5 protein-coding genes and 1 pseudogene are annotated in these 6459 nt (G+C 76.9%); 4 read left to right on the top strand and 2 right to left on the bottom strand.

What is annotated here, in order from left to right:
• Positions 1–91: 91 nt before the first annotated feature.
• Entirely contained in the window at positions 92–688 is a 597-nt protein-coding gene (locus tag ACFV4G_RS42760; RefSeq protein WP_380448961.1) for an SUKH-3 domain-containing protein, read from the bottom strand.
• A 34-nt stretch (positions 689–722) separates the two neighbouring features.
• Entirely contained in the window at positions 723–1184 is a 462-nt protein-coding gene (locus ACFV4G_RS42755) for a YwqJ-related putative deaminase (protein WP_380448959.1), read from the bottom strand.
• 381 nt (positions 1185–1565) lie between these two features.
• On the opposite strand from ACFV4G_RS42755, the gene ACFV4G_RS42750 reads away from it, so the two are divergent.
• From ACFV4G_RS42750 to ACFV4G_RS42735, 4 genes and pseudogenes are all read left to right on the top strand, one after another.
• Positions 1566–2783: a Gfo/Idh/MocA family protein gene (locus tag ACFV4G_RS42750; RefSeq protein WP_380448957.1), complete on the top strand. Its 1218-nt coding sequence runs from the start codon at positions 1566–1568 to the stop codon at positions 2781–2783.
• Positions 2780–3940, top strand: a complete 1161-nt coding sequence (locus tag ACFV4G_RS42745; protein WP_380448955.1) for a DegT/DnrJ/EryC1/StrS family aminotransferase — start codon at positions 2780–2782, stop codon at positions 3938–3940. The genes ACFV4G_RS42750 and ACFV4G_RS42745 overlap by 4 nt, the downstream gene beginning before the upstream one ends.
• 86 nt (positions 3941–4026) lie before the next feature.
• The gene (locus ACFV4G_RS42740) at positions 4027–5028 is read left to right on the top strand and encodes an HNH endonuclease (protein ID WP_380448953.1); all 1002 of its coding nucleotides are present in this window, start codon (positions 4027–4029) and stop codon (positions 5026–5028) included.
• Positions 5029–5083: 55 nt separating this feature from the next.
• A pseudogene (locus ACFV4G_RS42735) lies at positions 5084–6459 on the top strand (hypothetical protein); the annotation flags it as partial.

The raw sequence follows: 6459 nt of genomic DNA, 5'->3' as shown, positions 1-6459 counted from the left end.
GGCGAAGACCGCCCCGCACCCGCTCCCACCCCGCTACACTCCCCACTCCCAGGCCGTTGACCAGCGGGAATGGAGAAGTCCTGCTGGAGTACTAGTACTCGTCCGCGGTGCGCAGCCGTTCCGGGGCGGTGCCGAGGATCAGCATCGTGATCGCCTGGTCGATCCCGTGGCCGAGGAACCACTCTCCCGTGTGATCCAGGCTGTAGACGCGGCCCTCCTCGTCGACCGCCAACAGGGCCTGTCCGTACGCCTCCTCGCCGAGCGGCGCGACCTTGCTGCCGAGCGCGCGGCCGAGGTCGGCCAGGGTGCGGGGCTGGTGCAGCCCGCACATCGGGTCGATCAGGAACGGGGTGCGGGCCAGTTGGCGGCCCGCGCCGGACAGGTCGAAGGCGAGGCCGCCGAACTCGGCCCAGGCCTCCACCGCCGCCGGGAACACCGCGTGCGGCACGCCGGCCGGCTCGCCGTGCCCCACCAGGGTGTCGGCCCACTCCTCGGCCCGCCGGATCTCCCAGCGGCCGGGGTGCCAGCCGGCCGCCTTGAGCTCGGCGGCGACGTCGGCGGGGAAGCGCGGGCGGGTCCGCCCGGGGGAGGCCGCGGCCAGGGTGGCCGGCGGGGGCGGGGGTGGGCTGGGCGGATTCAGGACGGGCTCCGGTGGTTCGGGGACAGGACGGCGGCAGGGACGCGGCACCGCACCGACGGAGGGCGTCGGCGCGGGCCGGCGGTCAGCGGGCGGGCGGTCCGACCGCGACGCTCTGCACGGTGAAATGCTCCAGCATCGGTACGCACGAGCGGCACGGCGGCGCGTGGGTGCCGTGCGCCGGGTCGTCCTCCTCGCGGATCCGGACGGTGGTCATCCGGGAGCCCTTGAGGGCCTTGCGGGCCTCGTGCAGGCTCATCGCCTTGCGGGCGGCGCGCTTGGAACGCTTGCCGTCCACCGTGGCCAGGTACTGCGACAGCAGCACCGCCTCCGGGCAGCGGCCGGTGAAGCGCTCGCGCAGCTCGACCGGCAGGCCGTCCAGGAACTCGCGGACCAGCGGGTGCAGGACCGGGCGCCGGGCGGACTTGTCCCCGGCCAGGGTGTGCACCTCGCCGCCCTTGAGCGACAGCGCGGCGGCGACGGCGGGCAGCAGGCTGTCGCGGAGGTGGCGCAGCACGGGCGGGCCCGCCGGCTCACCGGTGGTCATGCGTCTGCCTCCGTATCCGCAGGGTCTCCGCTGACGGTCCGGACTGGTCGGTCCAGTCCTGGGGCAAGCCTGTCAAACGACACCGACATCCGTACAACCGGGGTGCGGGGGTGCGCGAACGGGCGCCGGGACCCGGCGGGTTCAGGACGCGCTCCCGATGGAACACTGGCTCAATCCGCACGCAGCCGTCACGACTTGTCCGTCGATCCACCGAAACCGCCCCGGTGCCCCGGCGGCTGCCGGTACCGTTCCGGCAGCGAGCCGAAGGGGACGCGGCCGCCCGCCCGGGACGCCCGGCGGCGGCCCGGATCCGGTGCCCGCGCCGACCGTTGGGGCCGCCGGGGTGCGCCTGCCCGGTGCCGGAGCGAGGGGGCTCGTGCGATGACTTCTCCGACGTCGGGACGGGACGGGGGGCGCGACGGCGGACCGGACGGGGCCGAGGACGCCAACGAGGCGCCCGGCGGGCACGTGCCCACCCCGGGCGAACCGCTCCGGCCGGTGCCCGCCCGGCCGGTCGGCATCGCCGTGGTCGGCGCCGGCTACTGGGGCCCCAAGCTGGTCCGCAACGCCCAGCACACCCCGGCGCTGCGGCTGCACTGGCTGTGCGACCTCGACGAGGCCAAGGCCCGTACGGTGCTGGGGGAGTACAGCACCGTCGGCGCGACCTCCTCGTACCGGCGGGTGCTGGACGACGAGCGGGTCGGGGCCGTCGCGGTGGCCGCGCCCGCCGCCGCGCACCACGGGCTCGTCCGGGCCGCGCTGGAGGCCGGCAAGCACGTGCTGGTCGAGAAGCCGATCACCACCTCCGCCGACGGGGCCGCCGAGCTCGTCGAACTCGCCGAGCGGCGCGGGCTCGTGCTGATGTGCGACCACACCTTCTGCTACACGCCGGCGGTGCGCCGGATCCGCGAGCTCGTGCACGGCGGCGAGATCGGCGACGTCCAGTTCTTCGACTCGGTGCGGATCAACCTCGGGCTGGTGCAGCCGGACGTGGACGTGCTGTGGGACCTCGCCCCGCACGACCTCGCCATCCTCGACTTCGTCCTGCCGCCCGGCGTCGATCCGGTCGGGGTGTCCGCCCAGGGCGCCGACCCGATCGGCGCCGGGCGGGCCTGCGTCGCCTACCTGACGGTCCGGCTGAGCAACGGCGCCCTCGCCCACTGCCACGTCAACTGGCTCTCCCCGACGAAGGTGCGCACCACGCTCATCGGCGGCTCCCGGCGCACCCTCGTCTGGGACGACCTCAACCCGCAGGCCCGCCTCGCCGTGCACGACCGGGGCGTGGACCTCACCCCGCCCGAGGAGGTCACCGACGCGATCCGGCACCGGGCGCTGATCTCCTACCGCGTCGGCGAGATGGTCGCGCCCGCGCTGGTCGAGCAGGAGGCGCTGCGCAACGTGATGGCCGAGTTCGCCGCCGCGATCGTCGAGGGCCGCGCGCCGCTCACCGACGGGCACGCCGGGGTGCGGGTGCTGCGGCTGCTGGAGGCGGCCTCGCTGAGCCTCCGACTCGGCGGGGTCACCATTCCGGTGGGGATGGCCGACCGGGCCGAGGGGGCCGACCGGGCCGACGAGGCCCCGCGGGTCGTGGTCAGGTGAGCGGCCGCACCGGGGGCGCCGGGAGCACTGGCGGCACCGGTGGCACCGGTGGCATCCCGTTGGTGGACCTGGCCGCCGCCCACGCCGAGATCGCGGCCGAGGTCCGGGCGGGCTTCGAGCGCGTCCTCGCGTCCGGCGGCTACGTCAAGGGCCCCGAAGTGGCCGGGTTCGAGCGGGAGTACGCCGGCTTCACCGGCACCCGGCACTGCGTCGGCGCCGCCAACGGCACCGACGCCCTCGAACTCGCCCTGCGCGCCCTCGACCTGCCGCCCGGCGGCGGCGTCGTACTGCCCGCCAACACCTTCGTCGCCACCGCCGAGGCCGTCCTGCGGGCCGGACTGCACCCGGTGCTCGTCGACGCCGACCCCGCGCACCTGCTGATCGACCCCGCGCGCGCCGCCGACGCGCTCCCCGGGGCCGTCGCGCTGCTGCCCGTCCACCTCAACGGCCAGCTCGCCCCCATGGGCCCGCTGCTCGAACTGGCCGACGGGCGGCCGGTGGTGGAGGACGCCGCGCAGTCCCAGGGCGCCCGGCAGCACGGGCGCGGCACGTACGGGCGGATCGCGGCCACCAGCTTCTACCCCGGCAAGAACCTCGGCGGCTACGGCGACGCCGGCGCGGTGCTCACCGACAACGCCGAACTGGCCGACGCCGTCCGGCTCATCGGCGACCACGGTGCCCGCGAGAAGTACACCCACGAACGCCTCGGCTTCAACTCCCGGATGGACGCCCTCCAGGCAGTCGTCCTGCGCGCCAAACTCCGCCGCCTGCCCGCCTGGAACGCCGCCCGCCGCGCCGCCGCCGCCCGCTACGACGCGCTGCTCGGCGGCGTCGACGGCCTCGCCCTGCCCCGCACCGCCCCCGGCAACGAGCACGTCTGGCACCTGTACGCGGTGCGGATCGCCCCCGGCCGGGACCGCGACGCGGTGCTCGCCGCGCTGCACGCCGCCGGGATCGGCGCCGGGGTGCACTACCCCGTCCCCGTGCACCTCCAGCCCGCGTTCCGCTTCCTCGGCCACCGCGAGGGCGCCTTCCCGACCGCCGAACGGGCCGCGCGCGAACTGCTCACGCTCCCGCTTTACCCGCAGATGACCGAGGCGCAGCAGGTCCGGGTGGCCGAGGCACTGCTGGCGGCACTGCGCACGGCTCACGCGTAGGTGCGGGGGTTCGGCCAGGAGGGTGACCCCCTACGCTGGTGTCCAGCAAACGCACCGATTTTGCAGCAGCCAGTGGGGGCTCCCAGATGACGACAGGTCGGCCCGGCGCCGCCGCCGCACCGAACGCGGCATACGCAGGTCAGGTGGTGCACTTCCCGGACCCGGTCCGCGCGGAGCGTTACCCCGCCGGGGTCCGGGTGGACGAGCACGGCTACCCGGACTTCGCCCCGTACGCCGCCGCGGCGGCCGAGGTCGCCGACCCGCCGGAGGGCCTCGGCGTGGACGAGCTGCGGCTGACCGACTACGTCTCGGCCAACGCCGCGCTGTTCACCGAGGGCCACCCGCTCTGGGCCGACCTGCACACCGCCGTCGCGACCCCGCCCGGCTGGACCTGGCACCACGTCGCCGGCCGGGCCGCCCCCGGCTGGCGCCGGATGGAGCTCGTCCCGGTCGAGGTCAAGGCCCTGCTGCGGCACCACGGCGGCCTCGCCACCTCCGGCGCCGACCACGGCCAGCGCGGCACCCGCCCGCTCCAGGAGCGCCGGCCGGTGCACTTCCCGCTGGCCCTGGACGGCAGCGACCCGATCAGCGTCCCGGAGGACCTGCTCCAGCGCGCCGAGGACCGCCTCGGCTACCGGCTGCCGGGCGCCTACCGCAGCTTCCTCAAGCTCGGCGGCGGCCGCGCCCCGGTCGGCGTCGCGCTCGACACCGAGCTGGGCATGCTGCTCGACCAGCCGTTCCTGACCCTCACCGAGGAGTACGGGACGGCGGACGTCGTGTACGCCAACAAGTGCCTGCGCGACCACCTCACCAAGGACTACCTCGGCATCGCCTACGCCCAGGGCGGCATCGTCGCGCTCAAGGTCCGCGGCGACCGGATCGGCACGGTCTGGTTCCACCTGTACGACGACGCCCGCGACACCGGCCTCCCGGAGGCCCCGGAGGACCGGGTCGAGCGGCTGCTGCTGCCCTGCGGCGAGGACTTCGACGAGTTCCTGCTGCGGCTGGCGGGCAGTCCGCCCGAGCTGGAGACGGTCGCGGAGCTGATGGTGGACGGCGGGTTCGCCCGGGCCGTCCCGGGCGAGTGACCGGGACGACGGGGACGACGGGGACGACGAGGATGGGGACAGGGGTGAACCGGGCGTGGTGACGTACGCGCAGGCGCATGAGCTCGCCGACGAGTGGATCAACGGCGGGGTGCCGGGGTCGCAGCAGCGCGAGGTGCGGGTCCGGGAGTTCGACCTGGGCTTCGTCTGCTGGGCGGTGCAGCCGGCGGACGGGACCCCGGAGGAGGGCGGCCCGACGGGCGGGGCGCGGCTGGTGATCGCCCGCGACTCCGGCGCGAGCACGCTCTGGCCCGCGCTGCCGGTCAACGAGGTCGTCCGGCAGTACGAGGAGGTGTACGGGCGGCCGGTCGCGGCCAACCCGGCGGGGGCGGCGAAGCCCGCGCCCGGGCCCGTCGAGGCGACGTCCTTCCTGCTCAGCCCGCCGCAGTGGCTGCAGGAGGCGGGCGCGGCGGCGATCGCGGCGGAGGCGGAGCGGCTGGGCGAGGCCCAGGCGCCCGTTGCTGCCCCGGCCCCGGCCCCGGCGCCCGTTCCTGCTCCTGCTCCGGCGCCGGCCGAGCAGTTCGTGCCCGAGGCGACCGGCCTCCCGGCCGAGGCCGCCTCGTGGGCCCCGCCGACCGGGCCGCCGACGCCGCCGCCGGCCGTCCTCGTCGCGCCGCCGGTCTCCGACCGGCCCGCCGGGGACGCGCCGACCATGCTCGCCCCGCCGCCCGGCCACGACGAGCCGTCCGTCCCGCCGCAGGTGCAGTCGGCCCCGCCGGTCCCGCCGGGGCCCGCCCCGGCCGGCTCCGAGGCGGCGACCATGCTGATGCCCGAGGGCCTGCGCACGCTCGGCTCCGAGCCGTCCGACGCGCCCCCGCCGGCCGGCTCCGAGGCCGCGACCGCGCTGATGCCCAGGAGCGTCCCCGGCCTGCCCCCGGCACCGTCCGCGCCCACCCCGGAATCCGCGCCCGCGCCCGCACCTGCTCCCGTGCAGCCTCCGGTGGCCGAGCCCGCGCCGACGCTGCTGGCGCCGCCGGAGGCGATGCCGGGGCTGATGGGCCTGCCCGGTGCGCCGGAGACGCCCGCCCCGGCGGCACCGCCCGCCTCGCCCGTCGTGCCGCTGGCCGGTCCCGCCGTGGAGTACGCACCGACCATGCTGGCCCCGCAGGGCGGCGTCCCGGGCCTGATGGGCCTGCCCGGCGCCCCCGAGACGGCCACCCCCTCGGCACCGCCCGCCGCGCCCCCGGCCGGTCCGGCCGTGGAGTACGCGCCGACCATGCTGGCCCCGGGCGGCCCCGGCCTGGGCGGCCTGCCCGGTGCGCCGGTGCACCCCGGGCCTGCGGCGCCCCCCGGGCCCGCCGAGGCGGCGCAGGGCGGCGGGGGGGGGGGGCCCCCCCCCGGCGCCCGCCCCCCCCCCCCCCCCCGCGCGCCCGGCGGGAGAAAACAAAAAAAAAACACCCCCACCCAAACACA

It is taken from the genome of Kitasatospora sp. NPDC059747, assembly GCF_042732955.1.
Lineage (GTDB): Bacteria > Actinomycetota > Actinomycetes > Streptomycetales > Streptomycetaceae > Kitasatospora.
Note: the sequence above shows the minus strand (reverse complement) of the source record. Positions and strands in the feature narration are given on the sequence as shown.